Genomic DNA, 22,201 nt, shown 5'->3' on the forward strand with positions numbered 1-22,201 from the left:
TACCATGGCGACATGGCGATCGAGTTGAACGAACCTGCACTGCGCCACGCCCGTTCCCTCGTCCGGGACGGGAAGGTGGTCCGTGACGAACGAGACGACTGGTCGGAGGCGGCGCCGAGCGCCGACGACGAGAACGCGTTCATCGACAAAGAGGGCTGGACGCAGTACTCGCACTGGCACCTCGGCATCGACAGGACGGAGAACAGCGAGACGAAGAAGGCCTACTCATTCCCGTTCGGTGACTTCCGCCGCGTTCATCGGTCGGGAGTCATCTCCGGTGAGAGCCGGGCAGGACAGTACGACCACACCGAGATCCGCGACGCGCTGAAATCGCTCCTGGAGCTGATCGACGAGGGCTGACGATCGCCGGCGTCACAGCAGAGCGAGCGACGTCGTCCGCCAGCGGCCGTCCATACCCTCCAGCCGCACGGCCACGGCCCGGGTGCGGGCCGGGCCCGCGACCACCACGACACCCTCCACGATGCCGTCGGCGGGCGAGGAGTGCCGGATGGTGAGGATCTGGTGCACCGGGCGCTTGGCGGGGACGCCGCGGGCGCTCCGGGCTCGGGCTGCGAGATTCGCCCGCGTCAGGAGCTTGCGGTACGCGTCCTCCGTCAGCCAGCGGGCGAGCTGCTCAACCTCGCGCACGCCGGCGAAGACTTCGAGCACGCCCCGGGTGAGGTTCTCGATGAAGACCTGCGGATCGGGCAGCGCCTCGGTCGAGGTGCGCTGAGGCGCGAAGTACTCCGAAAGCTCTCGCGCACCCGTGGGTGGTTTGGGTGCACGGGCCGGAGCCGGCGGCGTCGGTGCCATCTCTCGCCAATCTCGTCAGGACATCGGTTGCCGAGAAGTACAACACACGGACAACTCTCAGAAAGAGCCCGCAGAGCCCCTGGGGATAAGTTCTCATCGACTCCTCACGTTCTGCTCTAACCTCACGAGGTGCAATGGGACCGCTTCTTCGATGATCTCGAAGACCAGCTCGCCTCCGAGTGGGAGGCCGAGCGCGCCGCTCTGGATACCGAGGCCGAGCGGCTGCGGCTGTCCCGTCTGGAGATGCGTCAGCGTCTGACGGCCCTGCAGGCGACGCCATCCGCCGCCGCGGTGTCGTGGGAGCTGAGCGACGGCTCTTCGTTGCGGTCCGACCTCGTCGGCGTCGGAGCCGACTGGGTGGCGCTGCGCGACGAAGCCCGGCGGATGGGGATCACCCTGGTTCCCCTTTCCGCGATCGTCGGAATCGGGGTGAGCCAGGCCGACCTCCTCCGCACCGCGCGCGCCGACGGCGCCGCGCCCTCGGGCCTGGCGGGTCGGATGACCTTCGGCTTCGTCGTCCGTGATCTCGTGCGACGCCGCGCGGCGGTGGCGCTGCAGCTGTCATCCGGACGCGGGATGACGGGGACGATCGACCGGGCCGGAGCAGACCACCTGGACATCGCCCTCCACGATCCCGGCTCGCCGCGACGGACAGGCGAGGTGACGGGATACCGGATGGTGCCCTTCTCCGCTGTGGCATGGCTGCGGGCCGAGGAGGGGGTCAGCGTCCTCTGACGCCCGCGGCGCCTCAGTCGGGGTTGCGGACGAACCCGGTGCCCCACAGCTCGGGGAAGCTCGCCTCCTGCGACTGGTGCCACAGCGCGATCCGCCGCGCTTCTTCAGCCTGATCGTCGAGGTAGTCCGTGACGCTCTGCTCCTCCACACGCCAGCGGGCGGGCGATCCGACCCGGGCGCCGCGGAGTCGGCGCTCATGGACGAGCGCGATCACCTCGTCCACCGACACGCCCAGCACCTCGGCGACCTGCGCGGGTGCGAGCATGCGCACGTCGGCGGACGGGGATTCGGGCATGCCCCCATTATCGTCGTGGGCTCCCGCGTGCCGATGAGCCCGCGCGGCGCTGTGGATAACGGCGGCTGTGGATAACGCGCGGGCCCGTTCGGCGGCCTGAGCGAACATGGCCTCATGACCGCTGTGGACACCGGCCGCCGCCACCGCGCCTTCTGGGCCGACGCACGCTTCCTCCTCGGCATCCTGCTGATCGTGGCCTCCGTGGCCGGCGTCTGGTTCGTCGTCTCGGCTGCGCGGCAGACGGTGCCCGTCTTCGTCGCCGCTCGCACGATCGTCTCGGGGGAGGTCGTGTCGGCCGAGGACGTGCGCGTCGAAGAAGTGGCTCTTGGCGCGCTCGAAGGGGCGTACCTCGATCCCGCATCGTGGGAGGGGTCACTGGAGGAGGGGGTCGTGGCCACGCGCACCATCGCCTCCGACGAACTCGTCCCCCGCAGCGCCGTGGAGTCCGCCGACGCGGTGCGCACCACCACGGTCGTGCTCCGCAGCTCGGTCGATGTCCCGGCGGCGGTGGAGGCGGGATCGGTGGTCGAGGTGTGGGCGGCGCCGCTCGTGGAACCGGGCACCTACGACGTGCCGCGAATCCTCGTCGCGGACGCCACGGTCGCCTCCGTCACGCGTGACGACTCGATGATCGGCGGCGGCGCTGCGGCCCTGGAGATCGTCATCCCGCGCGCAGACGTCGCTGTCGTGCTCGAGGCCATGTCCGACGAATCCGCGCTCTCGGTCGTGCCGGCCGTCGGGGGCTCGCGATGAAGGTGTTCGTCGCCGTGGATGAGCCGCGGGGCACCGACCTCGCGCACCAGCTCGCGTCGGAGGACATCGAGGTCGTGGCGGTCGTCGCCGCGGATGCGTTGGCTCTCGCCGGCGAGGATGCCGCCTACGGCGGCGATGCCCGCATCACCGCGGTGGCGCTCGGTGAGGTGGAGGCTGTCATCCTTCAGGCCGATCGGCGGACGATGACCGCCGCCGCGGTGGCGCTCTGCGATCGGCACGGCGTCCGTATCGTGGCGTTGTGCGCGAAGGACGCCGACCGGCCCCTGGTCGACGCCTACGGGCTGTCCTCGACGCTGACGCTGACCGACCCGGGATGGCGGATCGCTGAGGCGCTGACGCTGGCCGGCCTGACACGCGGCGCGACCGCTGCCGTGACCGACGGCGGCGCGGGGGGAGCCTCGGGTGATCGGACGACGCCCCAGATCATCGCCGTGTGGGGCGCTGCTGGGTCGCCCGGTCGATCCACGGTCGCCGTCGAACTCGCCCTCGAACTCGCCCGCGGCGGACGACGCGTGGCGCTCGTGGATGCCGATGCGCACGCCCCCGCTCTGGCGCTCGCCCTGGGGCTCGCTGACGAAGGGCCCGGGTTCGCTGCCGCGTGCCGTCACGCGGGCCGCGGCGAGCTGACCGTCGCCGAGCTCGAACGCATCAGCACGCCGCTGGGTCGCACCGGCGTGCGCGTTCTCACCGGCATCAACCGTCCGTCGCGGTGGCCCGAACTGTCGCACGCCCGAGTGGCGGCCGCGCTGGAAGCCTGCCGCGCCTGGGTGGAATACACCGTCGTCGACGTCTCCTTCTCGCTCGAGCGCGACGAGGAGATCGTCAGCGACCTCGAGGGGCCGCGCCGCAACGCTGCGACGCTCGCCGCGCTCGAGGTCTCCGACCGTGTGGTCGCGGTCGCGGCGGCAGACCCCGTGGGCATCGCCCGATTCCTCCGCGGCTACGCCGAACTGCGCGCGACCGTCGGGTCGACTCCCGTCGCCGTACTGGCGAACCGGCTGCGCCCCGGGGCCCTCGGCATCGACGCGCGGGGGCAGGTGCGCCGCACCCTCGACCGGTTCGCCGGCATCCGAGACGTGTGGTTCGTCCCGTACGACGCGCGCTCCGCCGACGCCGCGCTGCTCGCGGCGCGACCCATCGCCGAGGTCGCACCGCGCTCGCCGTTCGCCGCGGCGATCCGGCGGTTCGTGGGCGAGACCCTCGTGCGACCGGCGCCCGGCGTCTCGCGGCGCGCGCAGCGCCGCGGAGCGGCCGCCGTCTCCGGGACGCGCTGAGCCGCAGCATCCGTCCCCTCATCGCACGGCACGCCCCCGCGCCGCACCGCCACCCCGCACCGCCGCCCCGCACCGCCGCCCCACATAGGCTGGGAGCCGTGTCGACGCTCAGTGATCTCGTGTACGCGCAGGGCCGCTCCCGGTCGGAGGAGGTCGAGTGGCTCCACCGCCTCGCCGGCGACGGCCAGCTCCTGGCCGACCTCGCCTTCGCCGACATCGTGATCTGGGTGCCTACCGCCGACGACTCGTTCGTCGCGGTGGCGCACACGAGGCCGAGCGGGGCGGCGACGCTGTTCTACCGCGACATCGTCAGCGACCGGGTCCGGCCGCAGTGGGCGACGCAGGTGCGCGATGCCTTCGTCTCAGGTCGCATCGTCGACTCCGCCTCACCGGACTGGTTCGAGGAGACACCCACCCGCGTGCGGGCCGTGCCGATCGTGCGTCGAAGCGGCGAGACGGTCGAGACGGTCGGGGTTCTCACCCGTCACACCAACCTCGGCGAGACCCGCACGCCGTCGAGACAGCAGATCACGTTCAACGACTGCGCCGACGACCTGTTCGGCATGATCGCCTCGGGGGAATTCCCCGACCTGGCGACGCCGACCGCGCCGCGTCGCGGTGCACCCCGCGCGTCGGACGGGCTCATCCGCATCGACCCGGCCGGCGTCGTCACCTTCGCCAGCCCCAATGCGCTGTCCGCCTTCAACCGGATGGGCTTCGACGACGAGCTCGAGGGTGAGTCGCTGGTGGAGGTCACCACCCGCATCCTCACCACCCGTCGTGAGTTCGACGAGTCGCTGCCGCTGGTGGTCACCGGCCGAGCACCGTGGCGTGCCGACATCGAGGCGCAGGGGGTCACGGTGTCGCTGCGGACCATCCCCCTTCGCGACCGCGGCACCCGCATCGGCGCGATCGTGCTCTGTCGCGATGTCACCGAGCTCCGGCACCAGGAGCAGGAGCTCATCACCAAGGACGCCACGATCCGCGAGATCCACCACCGGGTGAAGAACAACCTGCAGACGGTGGCCTCGCTGCTGCGGATCCAAGCACGGCGCTCGCATTCGGACGAGGCTCGTGAGGCGCTCACGCAGGCCATGCGCCGGGTGTCGGCCATCGCGGTGGTGCACGACACCCTGTCGGAGGGACTCACCCAGAGCGTCGACTTCGACGACGTGTTCGCGCGCGTGCTGAAGCTCGTCGCCGAGGTCGCCGCCGCACCCAACACCCGTGCGCGCACGCGCTCCACCGGTCGGTTCGGCACCCTGCCGAGCGCCTACGCGACCCCGCTCGCCCTCGCGCTGACAGAACTCGTCACCAACGCGGTCGAGCACGGACTGGCGGGCCAGGAGGGCGATGTGGAGATCATCGCCGACCGCACCGACGAGCGGCTCGAAGTGCGGGTCCGTGACAACGGCGTGGGTCTGCCGGAGGGCCTGGTCGGACGCGGGCTCGGCACGCAGATCGTACGTACGCTCATCCAGGGCGAACTCGGCGGCACGATCGACTGGCACACATTGGTCGGAAGCGGCACCGAGGTCACCATCGAGATCCCTCTGCGATACATCGAGCGGATGGAGGGCTGAGGCGCCCCGCGTCAGTCGCCCTCACGCCTTTGGGCGTTCACAACGGCGGGGATTCGTCGCGACGCGCGGGTGCAGGGCCTGGTTCGGCGGGGTGCCGCATCACAGAGCCGCCGCTGTGAACGGCGGGTCGGCGGGGGGAGAGCCGAATTCCGTCGGCGGGGGCAGCCGCGATCAGTCGGCGGTGAGAGGCCGGACTCAGCTGGCGCGGCGCGCGCGCGCGGCGCGACGCTTCAGGGCGCGACGCTCATCCTCGGAGAGGCCACCCCAGACGCCGGAGTCCTGTCCGCTTTCGAGGGCGTACTGCAGGCAGGTCTCGGTGACGGTGCACCGGGCGCACACGGACTTCGCCTTCTCGATCTGGTCGACAGCGGGACCGGTGTTCCCCACGGGGAAGAACAGCTCGGGGTCGACAGTCAGGCAGGCGGCCTTGTCGCGCCAATCCATAGGGGTGCTCCTTGATGCAGAATGGGTGGGGGGAATGGTATGTCCCGGAATCGGGGCCGATACCCTGTGGGGGTGCGAGCGGTAGCTCGCCCCACGTCGCTGTGGGAGCACACGGCTTGTTCAATGTTCCCATAGCACATGAAGGGAATCAAGAGTCGACGTCGTGGTTTCGGCGAGGTTTCCTTCCGCCCCCCGGAACGAGAGAGGGTCATGCGCGACATCATCGCTCACCGGATGGCCGGTCTCCTGTTGGCTCTCGAGGGCATCGGGCTTCTGGTCCTCGTCGGGTGGCAGGTGGTCGCGCTCGTCGGCGGCGACACCGGCATCCTGACGACCGCGCTCGCGCTCCTCGTGCTCACGCTCGCCGGCGCGGCGATCGTCCTCGCCTTCGCGGGTGCCGCGTGGCGGCGGATCTCGTGGGGGCGATCGGGCGGGATCGTCACTCAGCTGCTCATCCTCGCCGTCGCTCTGGGGGCGGCGACGGGTGCATACGCGCAGCCGTTCTCGGCGCTGCTCCTGGCGGTGCCGGCGGTGGTCGTCCTCGCCACCCTCGTCTGGGCGACGCGCACCTCGGCACCCCGGGAAGCCTCCGACGAGGGGACAGGCCCCGAAGCCTGAACCCGGGGGACCTCAGGCAGCGAGGCCCAGGATGCTCCGCACCCGAGCGACGTGACCGGTGGCCTTGACGTTGTAGAGGGCGTGCGCGACGCGGCCGTCGGGGTCGATCACGAAGGTCGAGCGGATGACGCCCTGCACGGTCTTGCCGTAGTTGGTCTTCTCGCCCCATGCGCCGTAGGCGTCGTGGACGGAATGATCGGGGTCGCTGAGAAGCGGGTAGGTCAGGCCGTCGCGCTCGCGGAACTTCTGCAGCGTCGCCGCGTCGTCGCGCGAGATGCCGAGCACGGCGTAGCCGGCGGCCTGCAGCGGGGCCAGCGAGTCGCGGAAGTCGCACGCCTCGGTGGTGCACCCGGGTGTCATCGCGGCGGGGTAGAAGAAGAGCACCACACCGGTGCCGCGGAAGTCTGCGAGCGAGACCGGGGTGGAGTCCTGGTCGTCGAGGGTGAAATCGGGGGCGAGGTCTCCGGGTTCCAGACGCGTCATGATTCCAGCCTAGGGCGAACCGGATGCCGCGGTGCGGCCCGATCGCCGCGGTCGGCGAAGGTGGTGAGAAGCCGCTGCAGCGAGTCCAGCCGCGCCGGCCCGGTGGGCCCGAGTCGTCCGTCGGCGACCGCCTCGACGAGGGCGCAGTCGGGGGCGTCGGGAAGGTGCGTGCACCCCCGCGGGCACTCCTCGGCGATGTCGGCCAGTTCGGTGAAGGCGCGCAGGATGTTCGCGGGGTCGACGTGACCGAGCCCGAAGGAGCGGACGCCGGGGGTGTCGATCACCCACCCCGAACCCGCCGCTCCGCGGTAGCGCAGCGACACCGTCGAGCTGGAGGTGTGACGCCCACGGCCGGTGACCTCGTTGACGTGCCCGGTGGCCCGATGCGCGTCGGGCACGAGGGCGTTCACCAGGGTCGACTTGCCGACGCCGGAGTGCCCCACGAACACGGTGGCGTGCCCCGAGAGCGACGCGCCGATGCGTTCGACCGGCATCTCGCCGCGCGCGCTGGTGAAGACCTCGAGGTCGAGCCCCTCGAAATGGCTGAGGAACTCGGCGGGGTCGGCGAGGTCGGTCTTCGTCACGACCAGGAGCGGGCGGATCCCGGCGTCCAGCGCCGCGACGAGATAGCGGTCGACCAGCCGTTCCCGCGGCTCGGGATCGGCCGCGGCGACGACGACGAGCATCTGGTCGGCGTTGGCCACGATGACCCGCTCGACCTGATCGGTGTCGTCGGCGCTGCGGCGCAGGAGCGAGGAGCGCTCCTCGATGCCGACGATCCGGGCGAGGGTGCCCTCGTTCCCCGAGGTGTCTCCCACGAGCCGCGCGCGGTCGCCCGTGACGATGGGGACCTTCCGCAGTTCGCGCGCGCGCATCGCGATGATCTCGTGCTCGTCGTCGCCGTCTTCGTCGACGAGCACGGCGTACCGGCCCCTGTCGACGCCGAGCACCCGGCCGATCTGCGCATCCGCGTGCGCCGGGCGTCGTTTGGTACGCGGGCGGTTGGCTTTCGGGTTCGGCCGGACGCGCACATCGGCCTCATCGAAGTCGAGGTCGTCGTCGTCGGCGGCGTCGTCCAGCCAGCTCACGGTCGGGTCATCCCTCCGTGGCGCCGGCGAGCATGCGCACCCAGAGCTCCGGGAACTGGGGCATCGTCTTCGCCGTCGTGCCGATGTCGTCCACCGACACGCCCCTCACACGCAGGCCGATGAGGGCGCCGGTGGTGGCGAGGCGGTGATCGTGGTGGGCGCGCCAGAGGCCTCCCTCCAGCGGCCGGGGAACGATGCGGATGCCGTCCGGGAGTTCGTGCGCCTCGCCGCCGAGCGCGCGGAGGTTGTCCACGAGCGCGGCGATGCGGTCGGTCTCGTGCCCCCGGATGTGTCCGATGCCGTACAGGGTCGTCGGCGCCCCGGCGAAGGCGGCGAGGGCGAACAGGGTGGGGGTCAGCTCGCCCGCGGCGGAGAGGTCGAGGTCCACGCCCGCGATGGACTCTCCGGCGGTGACGGTCAGAGCCCCCCCTCGGCGGACCACGCGTGCCCCCATGAGGGACAGGATGTCGCTGAGCATGGCGCCGGGCTGGGTGGAGTGCAGCGGCCATCCGGTCACCGACACCGAGCCGCCCGCGATCATGGCCGCGGCCAGGAACGGGGCCGCGTTGGACAGGTCGGGTTCGATCGCGACGTCCTTCGCCCGGATGGGTCCCGCGGGGACGACCCACTCACCGGGAGCGGGGCGCTCGACGTGGACCCCTCGTCGTGCGAGGGCTTCGACCGTCATGTCGATGTGCGGGATGCTCGGGAGCCGACCCCCGGAGTGGATGAGGTGCAGTCCCACGTCGAAGCGCGGAGCGGCCAGGAGCAGCCCCGACACGAACTGGCTGGACGCACTGGCGTCCATCGTCACCTCGCCGCCGCGCACATGACCGCGGCCGCGCACCAGGAAGGGGAGCGACCAGTGGCCGCCGTCGTCGATGTCGACACCGACGTCGCGAAGGGCGTGGATCATCGCCCCCATGGGGCGGTGGAGTGCCGTCTCGTGTGCGGTGACTTCCACGTCGTTGTCGGCGAAACCGGCGACGGGACTGATGAACCGCATCACGGTGCCGGCCTGACCGCAGTCCACCGCACCGCCTCCGTGCAGCGGCCAGGTGGGGGTGATGAGCAGGTCATCGCCGAAGTCACCCTCGCCGGGTTCGGTCTCGACGGAGACTCCGAGCGCTCGCAGGGCATCGATCATCCGAGCGGAGTCGTCGCTGTGCAGCGGGGCGGTCAGCCGGCTGGGGCCGTCGGCGAGGGCGGCGAGGACGAGTTCGCGGTTGGTCAGCGATTTCGACCCCGGCACCGTGACGACGGCGCGCAACGGTGCCACCGCCGTCGGGGCAGCCCACGCGCGGACGTCGGAGTCGGGGGAATACCCGGGCGGTGTCATCGGGTTCTACCCTAACGAACCACCGAGAGGAGCCGGGATGATCGCCACGCTCGAACGGTCTGACGCACAGGCTGTCGAGGAGATCGCCGCCGTAGACTGGCGCGTGATGTCTGACCAGCCAGCCTCCGCCGAGGACACGCGTACGCAGTTCGAGCAGCAGGCGCTGCCGTTCATGGACCAGCTGTACGCCGCGGCGATGCGGATGACGCGCAATCCGGCCGATGCCGCCGACCTCGTCCAGGAGACGTTCGTGAAGGCGTTCGCGTCGTGGAAGAGCTTCACCCAGGGCACGAACCTGAAGGCGTGGCTCTACCGGATCCTCACCAACACGTACATCAACACCTACCGGAAGAAGCAGCGCGAGCCCTTCCAGGGGGCGATCGACGAGCTGGAGGACTGGCAGCTCGGCGGAGCCGAATCGACGACGGCGATCAGCACGCGCTCGGCCGAGGCCGAGGCGATCGATCACATGCCGGCGTCGGTGGTGAAGGATGCGCTGCAGGCGATCCCGGAGGACTTCCGGCTGGCGGTGTACCTCGCCGATGTGGAGGGCTTCGCCTATCAGGAGATCGCCGACATCATGAAGACCCCAATCGGCACGGTCATGAGTCGTCTGCACCGAGGCAGGCGGATGCTGCGTGACCTCCTGGCCGATTACGCGAAAGAGCGCGGCATCGACACTGCCGCCACGGGAGCAAAGAAATGACGGACTGCGGCTGCGAGAAGGCACGGCGCGACCTCGAGGAGTACCTCCGCAACGAGGTGTGCAAGACCGAGCACACGGACATCACCGAGCACCTGGACAACTGCCCCGGATGCCGCGACGAGGCGCTGGTCGCCCGGACGCTCACCGAGGTCGTGGCCCGGGCGTGCAAGGAGACTGCGCCCGAGGAGCTGCGCGACCAGATCCTCGCGCGGCTGCGCGCCGCCCAGGCCACGCACTGATTCGCGTCGACCGCTGATCCCCTTCACCGCCGTGCACAACGGCGGGGATGCGCCGTGACACGCCGCCGGGCGCGGTTCGGTCCGCTGAGCGGTCAGATCGTCAGAGCCGCCCGCATGATCTCGGCCTGTTCGGCCGCGTGCACCTTCGGCGATCCGGTCGCGGTGGAGGCCATCGCGGGGCGCGAGATCAGCGCGATGTCGCGGCCGTCGAGGTGCTTGCTCAGTTCGAGGGCGATGAAGGGCCACGCGCCCTGGTTCTCGGGCTCGTCCTGCACCCACACCAGGTCGGCACCGGGGTATCTGGCCAGCACGCGGTGCAGCCCTTCGACGGGCGAGGGGTAGAACTGCTCCAGACGCACCAGGGCGATCCGCGGGTCGGGCTTCTTGTCCAGTTCGGCGCGCAGATCCCAGTGAAGCTTCCCGGAGTGGAGCAGCACCCGCTCCACCTTCGACGCCTCGATGCCGCGGTCGTCGTCGAGCACCGGTTCGAAGCGACCGGTGAGGAAGTCCTCGACCTTGCTGGTCGCTCCGCGCAGGCGCAGCATCGCCTTCGGAGTGAAGACGATGAGCGGGCGGCGGGGCCGTGCGTATGCCTGGCGACGCAGCAGGTGGAAGTACGAGGCGGGAGTCGACGGGCGAGCGACGATCATGTTGTCCTGCGCGCACATCTGCAGGTACCGCTCGATCCGCGCCGACGAGTGATCGGGCCCCTGACCCTCATACCCGTGGGGGAGGAGGAGCGTGACGCTGGACTGCTGGCCCCACTTCTGCTCGGCGGAGGAGATGAACTCGTCGATGACTGACTGGGCGCCGTTGGCGAAGTCGCCGAACTGCGCTTCCCACAGCACCAGCGCATCGGTGCGCTCGACCGAGTAGCCGTACTCGAAGGCCATCGCGGCGTACTCGCTGAGCAGGGAGTCGTAGACCCAGAAGCGGCCCTGGTTGTCGGCGAGGTTGGCAAGCGGGATCCACTCCTGGCCGTTCTGGCGATCGTGCAGCACCGAGTGGCGCTGCACGAAGGTGCCCCGCCGGGAGTCCTGACCCGCCAGGCGCACCGAGGTGCCCTCGACCAGCAGCGAGCCGAAGGCGAGGAGCTCGGCGAAGCCCCAGTCGATGTTGCCGTTCCGGCTCATGTCCAGGCGCTTGTCCAGCAGCTGCTGGAGCTTGCCGTGCACGGTGAACCCCTCGGGCTTGTTGACGAAGGCGTCGCCGATGAGGTGCACCATGTCGCGGGAGACACCCGTCGTGTCGAGCTCGCCCGCGGGCGTGGCCCCCGCGTCATCCGCATCCGGACCGACGGTCGGAGAAGACCCGGTCTCGGCCGCGTGCGTCTCGGCGAAGGCGATCTCCAGGCGGTTCTGGAAGTCGCGCTTGGCCTGTTCGTACTCTTCCTCGGTGATGTCTCCACGACCGACGAGAGCCTCGGTGTAGAGGCGGCGCACCGAGCGCTTGGCCTCGATGAGATTCGTCATCAACGGCTGAGTCATCGAGGGGTCGTCACCCTCGTTGTGGCCTCGGCGGCGGTAGCAGACGAGATCGATCACGACATCGCGGTGGAACTTCTCGCGGTAGGCGAAGGCGAGCTGCGCCACGCGGACGACGGCCTCGGGGTCATCGCCGTTGACGTGGAAGATGGGCGCCTGGATCGTCTTGGCGACATCGGTGGCGTACACCGAGGTGCGCGCATCGGTGGGCATCGTGGTGAAGCCGACCTGGTTGTTGACCACGATGTGCACGGTGCCGCCCGTGCGGTAGCCGCGCAGCTGCGACATCTGCAGCGTCTCGACGACCACGCCCTGTCCGGCGAAGGCCGCATCGCCATGGATGAGGACCGGCAGCCACGAGAACGTGCCGACGGGCTTGCGGTCCTGCCGGGCGCGCACGATGCCCTCCAGCACACCATCGACGGTCTCGAGGTGCGAGGGGTTGGCGGCGAGGTAGACGGGCAGCTCGCTGCCGTCGTCGGCGACGAAGGTGCCCTCCGTGCCGAGGTGGTACTTCACATCGCCCGAGCCGCGCTTGGCGCCCACGGCGACCGAGCCCTCGAACTCGCGGAACACCTGTCCGTAGGTCTTGCCGCCGATATTGGTCAGGACGTTCAGGCGGCCGCGGTGGGCCATGCCGATCGCCGCGCCGTCCAGGCCCGCCTGCGCGGCACCCTGCAGCACCTCGTCGAGCAGCGGGATGAGCGACTCGCCGCCTTCGAGGCTGAAGCGCTTCTGCCCGACGTACTTCGTCTGCAGGAAGGTCTCGAAGGCCTCGGCCTGGTTCAGCTTCGACAGGATGCGCAGCTGCTCGTCGTGGCCGGGCTTGGTGTACTTGACCTCGACGTTCTGCTGGAACCACAGCCGCTGCGCGGGGTCCTGGATGTGCATGTACTCCAGGCCGATCGTGCGGCAGTACGAGTCGCGGAGCACACCGAGGATCTCTCGGAGCTTCATCAGGCGCTTGCCGCCGAAGCCACCGGTGACGAACTCGCGGTCGAGATCCCAGAACGTCAGCCCGTGCTGCTCGATCTCGAGGTCGGGGTGGGTGCGCTGGACGTACTCGAGGGGGTCGATGTCGGCCATGAGGTGACCGCGCACGCGGAAGGAGTTGATGAGCTCCTGCACGCGAGCGGTCTTGTCCACGCGCTCGGCGATGTCGACGTTGATGTCGCTGGCCCAGTGGATCGGCGCGTAGGGGATGCGCAGTGCGGCGAAGATGTCGTCGTAGAAGCCGCGCTTGCCGATGAGCAGCTCGTGGATGATCTTGAGGAACTCGCCCGAGCCGGCACCCTGGATGACGCGGTGGTCGTAGGTGCTGGTGAGGGTGATCGTCTTGCCGATCGCCATCTCGTTGAGCGTCTTCTCGCTCGCACCCTGGAACTCGGCGGGGTAGTCCAGCGCGCCCGCGCCGACGATGCAGCCCTGACCCTTCATCAGGCGAGGCACCGAGTGGACGGTGCCGATGCCGCCCGGGTTGGTGAGGGAGATCGTGGTGCCCTGGAAGTCGCCGGCGGTCAGCTTGTTGCCCCGGGCGCGGGTGACCAGATCCTCGTACGAGGCGAGGTACTCGCTGAAGGTGAGGCTCTCGGCGCGCTTGATGCTGGGAACCAGCAGCGACCGGGTGCCGTCGGGCTTGGGCAGGTCGATGGCGATGCCGAGGTTGATGTGCGCGGGGGCGACCACCGAGGGCTTGTCATCGACTTCGGCGTAGAAGACGTTCTGGCTCGGGAACTCCTTCAGTGCCTGGATCATCGCCCAGCCGATGAGGTGGGTGAAGCTGATCTTGCCGCCGCGTGTGCGCGCCATGTGGTTGTTGATGACGATGCGGTTGTCGATCATCAGCTTCGCGGGCACCGTGCGCACGCTCGTCGCCGTCGGGACGGTCAGCGACTGGTCCATGTTGGCCGCGAGGGTCTTCGTCATCCCCTTGAGGACCGTGACCTTGTCCTCGTCGGTCTGCTCCTGCGCCGCTGACGGCGTGACCTTCGGAGCCTGCGCCGGAATCGGCTGCGGGGCGGCGGGCTTCGCGGTCGTGCGCGCGACCGGCTGAGCGCCGATCACGGGTACCGGTGCGGTGATCGGGTGGGCGTCGTTGGCGTGGGCGGGAGGGGCCGGCTCAGGGGATGCCGCAGGCGCGGCGTCGGCCGCAGGCGTCGCCTGCGAGCCGGCGTCATCCGTGTTCTCGCCGTCCACTTCGACGGGGTGATAGGCCTCGAGGATCGGCCACCACTCCTTGTCCACGGAGTTCTTGTCGACCTTGTACTGCTCGTACAGTTCATCGACCAGCCATTCGTTGGCCCCGAACTCTCCCTCGCTCGACACCCCGACGCCGGTCACCTGGCTCGACACGCTCGATCGCCTGCTTTCATCGCCGAAATTCGTCTGTCGTACAGGTCTCGGTACGGCCCGCACGCACGATTGTTAAGACTAACCCAGTCTGCGCGGGCCGTTTCGGGTCCACTTCCGCCCAGTGGGCCGAGAATCGCCTTTCTTCACCTGGCCGCAAAGGTCTCTAGGATCGGTGCAATGGAGTTCTACGGCGAGAAACCGCAGGTCGACCTCACCTACTCGGACGTGTTCCTGGTTCCCCGCCACTCGGCGATCACGAGCCGGCTCGACGTCGATCTCGCGCCCGCGGACGGCACGCCCGCGACCCTCCCGCTCGTATCGGCCAACATGAACTCGGTGACGGGGGCGCGGCTGGCGGCCACCCTCGCGCGGCGGGGCGGGCTGGGCGTCCTGCCGCAGGACCTGCCCCTGCAGGAGCTCGACGCGGCGATCCGGTGGGTCAAGGCGCAGCCCGTGCCGTGGGACACCCCGCTGGTGCTGCCCTCGTCGGCGACCGTCGCCGACGCCGCTCGGCTCCTCCCGGCCACCGAGGGACACGGCATCGTCGTCAGCGATGCGCCCGCCGGACGCGCGCACATCGACGACGTCCACGGCGTGGTTCCCGCTCGCAGGCTGGGATCCGCTCTTCCCGATGCGCGCCTCGGCGATCTCGCCCGCGGGCATGCCGCGTCGATCGATGCGGACGACGTCGACGACGCCCGGCATGCCTTCGATCTCATCGTGGGCGCCGACGCCGAGACGGTGTGCGTGCTGCATCACGGTTTCGTCATCGGCACGCTGTCGCGGCGCAGCGCGCTGCGTACCACGCTCTACCGCCCCGCCGTCGACGCCGCGGGGCGCCTCGCCGTCGCGGCGGCCGTCGGCATCAACGGCGATGTCGCGGCGAAGGCGCGCGCGCTCGTGGCGGCCGGTGTCGACGTCCTCGTCGTCGACACCGCGCACGGTCATCAGGACGGCATGCTCCGGGCCCTCCGTGCGGTGTCGGCCGCGAACCTCGGTGTGCCGATCGTCGCGGGCAACATCGTCACCTCCGACGGGGTCGCAGACCTCGTCGATGCCGGGGCGACCATTGTGAAAGTCGGCGTCGGCCCCGGTGCGATGTGCACCACGCGCATGATGACGGCCGTCGGTCGCCCCCAGTTCTCCGCCGTCCTCGAGACCGCCGAGGCCGCGCGGGCCCGCGGCGCGCACGTGTGGGCCGACGGCGGGGTGCGCTACCCCCGCGACGTCGCTCTGGCGCTGGCGGCCGGGGCCGCCTCGGTCATGATCGGCTCCTGGTTCGCGGGCACGATCGAAGCCCCCGGTGAGCTGCTGCGGGATGACGCGGGCCGGGCGTACAAGGAGTCGTGGGGCATGGCGTCGACCAAGGCGGTGCAGGAGCGCTTCGGCCGCCTCGATCCCTACGAACGAGCACGCAAGGAGCTCTTCGCAGAGGGGATCTCGTCGTCGAAGATCTACCTCGACCCGCTCCGCCCCGGACTCGAGGACCTGCTCGACATGATCACCTCGGGCGTGCGGTCGTCCTTCACCTACGCGGGCGCGCACACCGTGGCGCAGTTCCACGAGCGCGCCCGCGTGGGCCTGCAGTCCGCCGCCGGGTACGAGGAGGGCAAGGCGCTCCCCGTCAGCTGGTGAGGCTGCTCACAGCGGGTACTGTCCCGGCTCCCGCCGCATCGTGATCCAGCGGGTCTCGGTGAACGCGTCGATGTTCGCCTGCGCACCGCCGTGACGCGACCCGGTGCCCGAGGCGCCGATGCCGCCGAACGGGGCGTTGGCCTCGTCATTGACGGTCTGATCATTCACGTGCACGATCCCCGACGGGATGCGCCGCGCCATCTCCCAGCCCGCCATCGCATCGGCGGTGACGATACCGAGCGACAGGCCGTACTCGGTGTCGGAAGCCAGGGCCACCGCCTCCTCATCGGTCGCGAACGACACCACCGACGCGACCGGGCCGAAGACCTCGTCGCAGTAGGCGGCGGCGTCTTTCGGCGGGTTCGCGAGCACCGTCGGGCGGTAGAAGAGGTCCTCGTACGTGCCACCCGCCGCAAGGCGTGCACCCTGGGCGACGGCGTCCTGCACGAGGGTGTGCACGCGGTCGCGCTGGACCTCGTCGATGAGGGGCCCGAGGTGCACCTGCCCCGCGGCCGGATCGCCGACGACCATCGACTCGGCCTTGGCGGCGAGCTTTTCCACGTAGGCGTCGAAGAGCGACTCGTGCACGATGTGGCGGCCCACGGTCATGCAGATCTGACCCTGGTGGAGGAAGGACCCCCACGTGGCCAGATTGACCGCTTCGTCGACGTCGGCGTCGTGGCGGATGACGAACGCGGAGTTGCCGCCGAGCTCGAGGTGCGCCCGGGTGAGGTGGCGCCCGGCGAGCTCGCCCACCGCACGCCCTGCGCGGGTGGAGCCGGTGAACGCCACGACCCGCACGCGCGGGTCGGCGACCATCGCCTCGCCGACATCGGCGCCACCGGGCACGAGCTGCAGCAGGCCCTTGGGCAGACCCGCCTCCTCGAAGATGCGCACCATGCTGACCCCGCCAGTGATGACGGTGCGGGGGTCGGGCTTGAGCAGCACGGCGTTGCCGAGGGCGAGCGCCGGGGCGACGGCGCGGATGCCGAGGATCAGCGGAACGTTGAAGGGCGAGATGACCCCCACCACGCCGACGGGGACCTGCTGAGCCAGAGACAGCCGAGGCTCCTCGCTGGCGAGGATCGAACCGAGGGGAGCCGAGGGGAGCGCTGCGGCCTCGTAGCACTCGGCGGCCGTGACGTGCAGGGCGAAGCCGGCGAGGGGCGGGATGGCGCCGACCTCGCGGACGTTCCAGCCCATGATCTCCTCGGCATGCTGCTCCCACAGCTGCGCCGCCTTGCGCAGAACGCCGGCGCGCACCGGGTGCGGGGTGGCCGCCCACTCCCGCTGGGCGCGCGCGGCTCCCTCGGCCGCTTTCGCGACATCGGCGGGCCCGGCCATTCCGACCATCGCGAGCGTGTCGCCGGTCGCGGGTTCGACGGAGGCGATCCGACCTCCGTCGCCGGGCACCCAGGCTCCGTCGATGTGGATGAGCCCGGCGAAGACGTCGGGGTCGATGAGGGGCGAGGTGGTGGTGAGAGAGTCGGTGACGGTCGACATCGTTGTTCCTTCGTCAGGTGCGCGCGTCCAGCGGATGGATGCGCATGAATGCGTGTGGGGAAGCGTACGACGATCGGGGCCGCCCGGGGAGCGGGAATCCCACTCATCGGCACATCCCTCCCCGGGACGATCGACCACGTCCTGCCGTAGACTTCTCGGCGAGATGGACGACCCTCCCAGTTGTAGACCCTGGCCCCACCGCCCCGCCCCCACGCTGATCGGGGGTGACGCGTGATGGATTACGTCATGTTGGGCGTGGGGCTCCTGCTGACCGTCGGCACCGGCCTGTTCGTCGCGAGCGAGTTCGCGCTGGTGAATCTCGACCGTGCCGACCTCGAGGCCCGCCAGGAGGCGGGGGAGTCGCGGCTGTCGCTGACCATCAGCGCGCTGCGCATCACCTCCACGCACCTCTCGAGCGCCCAGCTGGGCATCACCCTGACGACGCTGCTGACCGGGTACACGATGGAGCCCGCGATCTCCAACCTGCTGCGGCCGGTCCTGGTCGGCTGGGGATGGCCGGAGGGCGTGGTCGTGGCGTTGTCGTCGATCATCGGGGTCTCCATCGCCACGGTGTTCTCGATGATCATCGGCGAGCTCGTCCCGAAGAACTTCGCGCTGGCCGTCCCCCGCCAGACCGCCAAGCTCGTGATGCCCTTCCAGGCGGCGTTCACCACGGTCTTCCGTCCCGCCATCCGGCTTCTCAACGGCAGCGCCAACGCGGTGCTGCGAGCCCTCGGCGTCGAGCCGAAGGAGGAGCTGTCGGGAGCGCGCACGGCCGAGGAGCTCTCCAGCCTCGTCCGACGTTCGGCGAGCGCCGGCGTCCTGGAGAAGGACACCGCCAGCCTCCTGGACCGGAGCTTGAACTTCGCCCGGCTCACCGCGGCCGACGTGATGACGCCGCGCCCCAGCATCCATGCCCTGTCGTCGTCGGACAGCGCGGACGACGTCATCCAGCTCGCGCGTCGGACGGGTCATTCGCGCTTCCCCGTGACGGGGGAGTCGATGGACGACATCACCGGCATCGTGCACCTGAAGGCCGCGATCGGCGTGCCGCGGGAGCGGCGTGCCGACGTGCCGGCCGCGGCGCTGGCGAGCGAGGTCCTGCGGGTGCCCGAGGCGGTGCACCTCGACGCCCTGGTTTCGGAGCTGCGGGCCCGCGGATATCAGATGGCCGTCGTCGTCGACGAGTACGGCGGCACGGCGGGCGTGGTCACCCTCGAAGACCTCGTGGAGGAGATCGTCGGCGAGGTGCTCGACGAGCACGACCGCCGCCGCGCCGGCATCGTGCGCGGAAGCGGCTACGTGAGCTTCCCCGGCGAGCTGCGCCCCGACGAGGTGCGCGACCGCACCGGCATCCGCATCCCCGAGGGAGACGTGTACGACACCGTGGGTGGATTCATCATGAGCGTCCTCGAGCGCATCCCCGCCGTCGGCGACACGGTGAGCATCGAGGACGGCGACCTGGAGGTGCAGCGGATGGACGGCCGCCGCGTCGACCGGGTGCGCTTCACCCCGGCGGTCGTCGCCGCCCACACCCCGGCGGGGGGTGAGGATCGATGAGCGATTGGGCGGGACTCGCCTGGCTGGTCGTGCTGCTCCTCGGCAACGCCTTCTTCGTCGGCGCCGAGTTCGCCGTGATCTCGGCGCGGCGCTCGCAGATCGAGCCGCTGGCAGAGAGGGGCGTGCGCGCCGCTCGCACCGCGTTGTACGCCATGGAGCACGCGACCCTGATGCTCGCGACCTCGCAGCTGGGCATCACGATCTGCTCGCTGTTGATCCTGAACGTCTCCGAACCCGCCATCCACCACCTCCTCGAAGAGCCGCTGGCCCTCACGGGCCTCCCCGAGGGACTCGTCGACGCGATCGCCTTCGCCATCGCGCTCGTGCTGGTGTCGTACCTCCACGTCGTCTTCGGCGAGATGGTGCCGAAGAACCTCGCCTTCTCGGTGCCCGACCGCGCGGTGCTGATGCTCGCCGCCCCGCTGGTGTGGGTGTCCAAGGTCTTCCACCCGGTGATCTTCACGCTCAACTGGATCGCCAACCACATCGTGCGGCTGTTCCGGGTGGAGCCGAAGAACGAGGCCGCCTCGACGTTCACGCTCGAGGAGGTCGCCACGATCGTCAACCAGTCGCGCATCGAGGGTGTACTGGACGACTCGGCCGGGACGGTCGCGGCGGTGATGGAGTTCACCGACAAGCAGGCGAAGGACATCGCCGTGCCCCTGGCCGACCTCGTGACCCTCCCCGAGACCACCACGCCCGGCGACATCGAGCGTGCCGTGGCCCGGCACGGCTTCTCGCGGTACGTCATCGTCGGCGCCGACGGCGCCCCGGTGGGCTACGTGCATCTGAAGGACATCCTCCGCGTGGCCGAGGGGCCGGATGCCGCGGTGAACACCCCCATCCCGCCCAAGCGCATCCACCACATGGTGCCGGTGCAGGAGACCACCGACCTCGAGGACGCCCTCGCGCTCATGCGGCGCGACGGTCGCCACCTCGCCCAGGTGCGCGACCAGGGCGGGACGACCACCGCGGTGCTCTTCCTCGAGGACGTCATCGAAGAGCTCGTCGGAGAGGTGCAGGACGCGACGCGGCGCCGTCGCTGAGGCCGAGGCGAGGATCCGGACCCCTGAGTAGGGTGACGGGATGAGCACCTGGGACCTGTCCGCCACCGCGGCAGAGCTGCACGCCCCCACCGGCACCGACGACAAGTACCGCCGAGGCGTCATCGGCATCCGCACCGGCTCGGAGCAGTACCCCGGCGCCGCGGTGCTGGGCGTCGAAGCGGCGTGGCGGACCGGTGTCGGCATGGTCCGATACCTCGGTCCCGACCGGCCCACCGCGCTCGTCCTGCACCGCCGACCCGAGACGGTCACCTCGAGCGGGCGGGTGCAGGCCTGGGTGATCGGGTCGGGAACGGATGCCGCAACCAGGCCGCGCGGCGAGGGGTCGGCGCTTCGCGACATCCTCTCCCGTCCTGAACCGGTCGTCGTCGACGCCGGTGCCCTCGACCTCGTCGCCGACGGAGCGCGCGAGGGCGGGGTGCGGATCCTCACGCCGCACGATCGGGAGCACGACAGGTTGCGGGAGGCTGTCGGGCTGCCCCCCCTCGGCCCCGACGCCGGCGATCGGCGCGTCGATGGAGCCTCCGAGACCGCCCGCCGCACCGGCGCGGTGGTGGTGCTGAAGGGTGCGCGGACGGTCGTCGCTGAGCCGGGGGGATGGCACGCCGTGATCGCACAGGACGGCACCTCGTGGCTGGCGACCGCCGGCACCGGAGACGTGCTCGCGGGCGTCCTCGGCGCGGTCATGGCCGGTGCGGCGGCCCGCGAGGAGCGGGGGACGAACGCCGGGGATGGCGGGGGAGAGGCCGGTCTCGTGCCGTGGGCCCGGCGCGCCGCCGCCGCGGTGTGGCTGCATCAGCGCGCGGGCGCGCGGGCCGCCGAGCGGGCTGCGGGCGGCGCAGGGCGCGGTGGCGGACCCGTCACGGCGCTGGATGTGGCCGGGGCCCTCCCCGCCGTCGTCGCCGACGTGCTCGCCGACTGAGTCCGGCGCAGCGCCTTCGGGCAGACAGGGCGGTGCGGGCACCGCGTCCTAGGATGGGCGCGTGTCGAAGCGGGCGGTGCTCTGGGTCGCGTTCGTGCTGGTGCATGTCGCGGTGGCGGTGCTCGGCTTCCTCCAACCCAATCAGCCGATGGGCGATGTGTACATGGTCTACGAGCCGTGGGCGAGCCGCGCGGCGGCCGGCGCAGGGGTCGTCGGGATCACCGAAACCTGGGTCTACCCCGCCCTGGCACTTCTTCCCCTCCTCCTCACCCATGTGCTCGCGCCGCTGTTCGGCTCCTACATCGTCGCGTGGGCGGTCGTCGTCACCCTCGCGGATGCCGTGGCCTTCGCGCTCCTCGTCGGGCGGGGCCGGTCGCAGGGCCGGACGGTCGCGGCGTGGTTCTGGCTGGTGTTCATCCTGGCGCTGGGTCCGGTGGGGATGTACCGCCTGGACGCGATCACCGTGCCCCTCGCCGTCGCGGGCTGCCTCTGGCTGCTGACCCGCCCCTGGCTTGCGGCGCTCCTCCTCGCCGCGGCGACCTGGATCAAGGTGTGGCCCGCGGCGCTCCTCCTCGCCGCCGTGATCGCGGTGCGCCGCCGACTCGCGATCGTCGGCGCCGCCGCGGCGCTGTCGACGATCGTGATGGGGGTCGTCGTCGCCGTCGGCGGCGTCGCGCACGTGTTCGGCTTCGTCTTCGACCAGACCGAGCGCGGCCTGCAGGTCGAGGCCCCGGTCAGCGCGTTCTGGCTGTGGCGCGCCGTCGCGGGCTTCGCAGACTCGCGCGTGTCCTACGACGACGACCTCCTCACCTGGCAGGTGAGCGGCCCCGGGGCCGCGGCGGTGAGCGATGCGATGACCGCCGTGATGGTGGCGGCGATGGCTCTGCTGACGGTGATCGGAGCGGTACGCATACGCCGCGGCATCCCGTTCCTGCGGGTCTTCCCCGCTCTTGCGCTCGGCCTCGTGCTGGTGTTCATCGTGACCAACAAGGTCGGTTCGCCCCAGTACCTCACCTGGATCATCGCGCCGCTGGTCGTCGGGCTGGTTCTCGACCGTGACCGCTGGTGGTCGCCGGCCTGCCTGGCGCTCGTCGCAGCCGCCCTCACCCAGCTGGTCTACCCGCTCTGGTACGACCGCGTGCTCGGCGGGGACCCGATCGCCGTGGGCGCGCTCACGCTCCGCAACATCCTCCTCGTGGCGCTCCTGGTGTGGAGTGTCGCGCTGCTCGTCCGAACGCCCCGGCGCTCGCCGGCACCCGTCGTCGTCGACACCCTGACCTGATCCGCCAC

Annotated in this window: 21 protein-coding genes; 13 read left to right on the forward strand and 8 right to left on the reverse strand. The window is 70.6% G+C overall.

Annotated features, from left to right (window positions below; all coding sequences use genetic code 11):
• The first annotated feature begins 12 nt into the window (after positions 1–12).
• Positions 13–360 (forward strand): hypothetical protein, encoded by a 348-nt coding sequence (locus HDC37_RS03475; RefSeq protein ID WP_179558960.1) that lies wholly within the window; start codon positions 13–15, stop codon positions 358–360.
• Positions 361–372: 12 nt separating this feature from the next.
• On the opposite strand, the gene HDC37_RS03480 is transcribed toward HDC37_RS03475, so the two are convergent.
• On the reverse strand, positions 373–813 hold the full coding sequence (locus HDC37_RS03480; RefSeq protein ID WP_179558961.1) for an Rv3235 family protein: 441 nt from the start codon (positions 811–813) through the stop codon (positions 373–375).
• A 129-nt stretch (positions 814–942) separates the two neighbouring features.
• Here HDC37_RS03480 and HDC37_RS03485 point away from each other — a divergent pair, with 129 nt between their 5' ends.
• On the forward strand, positions 943–1,548 hold the full coding sequence (locus tag HDC37_RS03485) for a hypothetical protein (RefSeq protein WP_179558962.1): 606 nt from the start codon (positions 943–945) through the stop codon (positions 1,546–1,548).
• 13 nt (positions 1,549–1,561) lie between these two features.
• Here the strand turns inward: HDC37_RS03485 and HDC37_RS03490 are convergent, their stop codons facing one another.
• Entirely contained in the window at positions 1,562–1,843 is a 282-nt protein-coding gene (locus tag HDC37_RS03490; RefSeq protein WP_179558963.1) for a helix-turn-helix domain-containing protein, read from the reverse strand.
• Positions 1,844–1,957: 114 nt separating this feature from the next.
• On the opposite strand from HDC37_RS03490, the gene HDC37_RS03495 reads away from it, so the two are divergent.
• From HDC37_RS03495 to HDC37_RS03505, 3 genes are all read left to right on the forward strand, one after another.
• Positions 1,958–2,596, forward strand: coding sequence for a flagella basal body P-ring formation protein FlgA (locus HDC37_RS03495; protein ID WP_179558964.1), 639 nt, complete (start codon positions 1,958–1,960; stop codon positions 2,594–2,596).
• Positions 2,593–3,891 carry a P-loop NTPase gene (locus tag HDC37_RS03500; protein ID WP_179558965.1) on the forward strand — a complete coding sequence of 433 codons (1,299 nt, stop codon included), beginning with the start codon at positions 2,593–2,595 and terminating at the stop codon, positions 3,889–3,891. Before HDC37_RS03495 ends, HDC37_RS03500 begins: the two co-directional genes overlap by 4 nt.
• A gap of 98 nt (positions 3,892–3,989) precedes the next feature.
• Entirely contained in the window at positions 3,990–5,474 is a 1,485-nt protein-coding gene (locus HDC37_RS03505; RefSeq protein WP_179558966.1) for a sensor histidine kinase, read from the forward strand.
• Positions 5,475–5,669: 195 nt separating this feature from the next.
• On the opposite strand, the gene HDC37_RS03510 is transcribed toward HDC37_RS03505, so the two are convergent.
• Positions 5,670–5,918, reverse strand: a complete 249-nt coding sequence (locus HDC37_RS03510) for a WhiB family transcriptional regulator (protein ID WP_124292764.1) — start codon at positions 5,916–5,918, stop codon at positions 5,670–5,672.
• A gap of 210 nt (positions 5,919–6,128) precedes the next feature.
• Here HDC37_RS03510 and HDC37_RS03515 point away from each other — a divergent pair, with 210 nt between their 5' ends.
• Positions 6,129–6,536 (forward strand): histidine kinase, encoded by a 408-nt coding sequence (locus tag HDC37_RS03515; RefSeq protein ID WP_179558967.1) that lies wholly within the window; start codon positions 6,129–6,131, stop codon positions 6,534–6,536.
• A gap of 12 nt (positions 6,537–6,548) precedes the next feature.
• Here the strand turns inward: HDC37_RS03515 and bcp are convergent, their stop codons facing one another.
• The 3 genes from bcp to aroA are packed head-to-tail and all read right to left on the reverse strand — an operon-like array spanning position 6,549 to position 9,446.
• Complete coding sequence (gene bcp, locus HDC37_RS03520) at positions 6,549–7,019, reverse strand: thioredoxin-dependent thiol peroxidase (RefSeq protein WP_179558968.1); 471 nt, start codon at positions 7,017–7,019, stop codon at positions 6,549–6,551.
• The gene (rsgA, locus tag HDC37_RS03525) at positions 7,016–8,107 is read right to left on the reverse strand and encodes a ribosome small subunit-dependent GTPase A (RefSeq protein ID WP_179558969.1); all 1,092 of its coding nucleotides are present in this window, start codon (positions 8,105–8,107) and stop codon (positions 7,016–7,018) included. The genes bcp and rsgA overlap by 4 nt, the downstream gene beginning before the upstream one ends.
• 7 nt (positions 8,108–8,114) lie before the next feature.
• Positions 8,115–9,446, reverse strand: a complete 1,332-nt coding sequence (gene aroA, locus HDC37_RS03530) for a 3-phosphoshikimate 1-carboxyvinyltransferase (RefSeq protein ID WP_179558970.1) — start codon at positions 9,444–9,446, stop codon at positions 8,115–8,117.
• Between the two features lie 37 nt (positions 9,447–9,483).
• Between aroA and HDC37_RS03535 the strand changes: the two genes are divergently transcribed.
• Both HDC37_RS03535 and HDC37_RS03540 read left to right on the forward strand, forming a co-directional pair.
• Positions 9,484–10,152 (forward strand): sigma-70 family RNA polymerase sigma factor, encoded by a 669-nt coding sequence (locus HDC37_RS03535; protein WP_179558971.1) that lies wholly within the window; start codon positions 9,484–9,486, stop codon positions 10,150–10,152.
• Positions 10,149–10,391, forward strand: a complete 243-nt coding sequence (locus HDC37_RS03540) for a zf-HC2 domain-containing protein (protein WP_179558972.1) — start codon at positions 10,149–10,151, stop codon at positions 10,389–10,391. The genes HDC37_RS03535 and HDC37_RS03540 overlap by 4 nt, the downstream gene beginning before the upstream one ends.
• A gap of 92 nt (positions 10,392–10,483) precedes the next feature.
• Here the strand turns inward: HDC37_RS03540 and HDC37_RS03545 are convergent, their stop codons facing one another.
• Positions 10,484–14,227 (reverse strand): multifunctional oxoglutarate decarboxylase/oxoglutarate dehydrogenase thiamine pyrophosphate-binding subunit/dihydrolipoyllysine-residue succinyltransferase subunit, encoded by a 3,744-nt coding sequence (locus tag HDC37_RS03545; protein WP_179558973.1) that lies wholly within the window; start codon positions 14,225–14,227, stop codon positions 10,484–10,486.
• A gap of 177 nt (positions 14,228–14,404) precedes the next feature.
• Here HDC37_RS03545 and HDC37_RS03550 point away from each other — a divergent pair, with 177 nt between their 5' ends.
• Positions 14,405–15,862 (forward strand): GuaB1 family IMP dehydrogenase-related protein, encoded by a 1,458-nt coding sequence (locus HDC37_RS03550; RefSeq protein ID WP_179558974.1) that lies wholly within the window; start codon positions 14,405–14,407, stop codon positions 15,860–15,862.
• A 6-nt stretch (positions 15,863–15,868) separates the two neighbouring features.
• Here the strand turns inward: HDC37_RS03550 and HDC37_RS03555 are convergent, their stop codons facing one another.
• Positions 15,869–17,365 (reverse strand): aldehyde dehydrogenase family protein, encoded by a 1,497-nt coding sequence (locus HDC37_RS03555; RefSeq protein ID WP_179558975.1) that lies wholly within the window; start codon positions 17,363–17,365, stop codon positions 15,869–15,871.
• 234 nt (positions 17,366–17,599) lie between these two features.
• Here HDC37_RS03555 and HDC37_RS03560 point away from each other — a divergent pair, with 234 nt between their 5' ends.
• From HDC37_RS03560 to HDC37_RS03575, 4 genes are all read left to right on the forward strand, one after another.
• Complete coding sequence (locus HDC37_RS03560) at positions 17,600–18,925, forward strand: hemolysin family protein (RefSeq protein ID WP_179558976.1); 1,326 nt, start codon at positions 17,600–17,602, stop codon at positions 18,923–18,925.
• On the forward strand, positions 18,922–19,971 hold the full coding sequence (locus tag HDC37_RS03565) for a hemolysin family protein (protein WP_179558977.1): 1,050 nt from the start codon (positions 18,922–18,924) through the stop codon (positions 19,969–19,971). Before HDC37_RS03560 ends, HDC37_RS03565 begins: the two co-directional genes overlap by 4 nt.
• 40 nt (positions 19,972–20,011) lie before the next feature.
• On the forward strand, positions 20,012–20,911 hold the full coding sequence (locus HDC37_RS03570; protein WP_179558978.1) for an ADP/ATP-dependent (S)-NAD(P)H-hydrate dehydratase: 900 nt from the start codon (positions 20,012–20,014) through the stop codon (positions 20,909–20,911).
• 61 nt (positions 20,912–20,972) lie between these two features.
• Positions 20,973–22,193, forward strand: a complete 1,221-nt coding sequence (locus tag HDC37_RS03575; RefSeq protein WP_179558979.1) for a glycosyltransferase 87 family protein — start codon at positions 20,973–20,975, stop codon at positions 22,191–22,193.
• The last annotated feature ends 8 nt before the right edge of the window (positions 22,194–22,201 follow it).

It is taken from the genome of Microbacterium sp. AK009, assembly GCF_013410955.1.
Classification (GTDB): domain Bacteria; phylum Actinomycetota; class Actinomycetes; order Actinomycetales; family Microbacteriaceae; genus Microbacterium.

Coding starts and splice junctions, on each gene's coding strand:
- HDC37_RS03475 (WP_179558960.1), top strand. CDS start 13: ATGGCGATCGAGTTGAACGAACCTGCACTGCGCCACGCCCGTTCCCTC.
- HDC37_RS03480 (WP_179558961.1), bottom strand. CDS start 813: ATGGCACCGACGCCGCCGGCTCCGGCCCGTGCACCCAAACCACCCACG.
- HDC37_RS03490 (WP_179558963.1), bottom strand. CDS start 1,843: ATGCCCGAATCCCCGTCCGCCGACGTGCGCATGCTCGCACCCGCGCAG.
- HDC37_RS03495 (WP_179558964.1), top strand. CDS start 1,958: ATGACCGCTGTGGACACCGGCCGCCGCCACCGCGCCTTCTGGGCCGAC.
- HDC37_RS03500 (WP_179558965.1), top strand. CDS start 2,593: ATGAAGGTGTTCGTCGCCGTGGATGAGCCGCGGGGCACCGACCTCGCG.
- HDC37_RS03510 (WP_124292764.1), bottom strand. CDS start 5,918: ATGGATTGGCGCGACAAGGCCGCCTGCCTGACTGTCGACCCCGAGCTG.
- HDC37_RS03515 (WP_179558967.1), top strand. CDS start 6,129: ATGCGCGACATCATCGCTCACCGGATGGCCGGTCTCCTGTTGGCTCTC.
- bcp (WP_179558968.1), bottom strand. CDS start 7,019: ATGACGCGTCTGGAACCCGGAGACCTCGCCCCCGATTTCACCCTCGAC.
- aroA (WP_179558970.1), bottom strand. CDS start 9,446: ATGACACCGCCCGGGTATTCCCCCGACTCCGACGTCCGCGCGTGGGCT.
- HDC37_RS03535 (WP_179558971.1), top strand. CDS start 9,484: ATGATCGCCACGCTCGAACGGTCTGACGCACAGGCTGTCGAGGAGATC.
- HDC37_RS03540 (WP_179558972.1), top strand. CDS start 10,149: ATGACGGACTGCGGCTGCGAGAAGGCACGGCGCGACCTCGAGGAGTAC.
- HDC37_RS03550 (WP_179558974.1), top strand. CDS start 14,405: ATGGAGTTCTACGGCGAGAAACCGCAGGTCGACCTCACCTACTCGGAC.
- HDC37_RS03555 (WP_179558975.1), bottom strand. CDS start 17,365: ATGTCGACCGTCACCGACTCTCTCACCACCACCTCGCCCCTCATCGAC.
- HDC37_RS03560 (WP_179558976.1), top strand. CDS start 17,600: ATGGATTACGTCATGTTGGGCGTGGGGCTCCTGCTGACCGTCGGCACC.
- HDC37_RS03565 (WP_179558977.1), top strand. CDS start 18,922: ATGAGCGATTGGGCGGGACTCGCCTGGCTGGTCGTGCTGCTCCTCGGC.
- HDC37_RS03570 (WP_179558978.1), top strand. CDS start 20,012: ATGAGCACCTGGGACCTGTCCGCCACCGCGGCAGAGCTGCACGCCCCC.